The following is a 746-nucleotide window of genomic DNA, read 5'->3' on the forward strand; positions in this document are numbered from 1 at the left end:
AGAAAAGGCTATAATCAAAAAATGGATAGCTATTCTGCTTTTCTTGAAAATGATCAAAAAACACCAACAGGTTTACAAGTTTATCTCAAAGAACATGGTTTTACTAAGCTCATTATGTGTGGCTTAGCAACTGATTTTTGTGTCGGATTTTCTGCTCTTCACGCTATGCAATGCGGTTTTAAAGTCAGTGTTTCATTAAATGCCTGTGCTGGTATTGATGTAAACGGATCACTAAACACTATGCTTAAAACAATGAACGAAGCCGGTATAGAACTTTTAATGGTCTCTTAAAATATCCTTCTCTAATCTACCATTATAATACACTGATTTATAAAGGATAAATCATTTTGCACATATTTAAGTAAGAGTCCAGAATATCGTAAATTCTCTCATTTCAAACCTGTTTCAAAAACATTCTTTTACACGTTACAAAGAGAATCAATGTATGAATAAATCATTCAAAAAAACAGTAAGAATGCTTCTTATGACCCATTAAATGCAAGGGCTTGTCATAATATTGAAAGCTGGTAAAAAGTATAACATCAGCTTTCTGTCTTATATTTAGGTCAAAAAGTATCCTAGAGATTGTACATTATTGGCTTCATGGGTAGTATCATACAATGAACTCAACTTTAAAAAAACGCAAATAAGCAATAAAATAGTATTTTATTTTGCATAAAAGACCTCTTTCTATTCAAAGATATGCGATAAACAAAAGTGTGAAAAAGGAAGAAATCTCCATTACT

At 30.8% G+C, this 746-nt stretch carries 1 protein-coding gene; it reads left to right on the forward strand.

The window, feature by feature from the left end:
* The coding region (locus tag ACFIL8_RS11670; protein WP_375689941.1) for an isochorismatase family protein at window positions 1-291 on the forward strand (291 nt) is incomplete at its 5' end.
* Window positions 292-746 lie beyond the last annotated feature (455 nt).

It is taken from the genome of Bartonella sp. AP57NXGY, from assembly GCF_042195805.1.
Taxonomy (GTDB): Bacteria; Pseudomonadota; Alphaproteobacteria; order Rhizobiales; family Rhizobiaceae; genus Bartonella.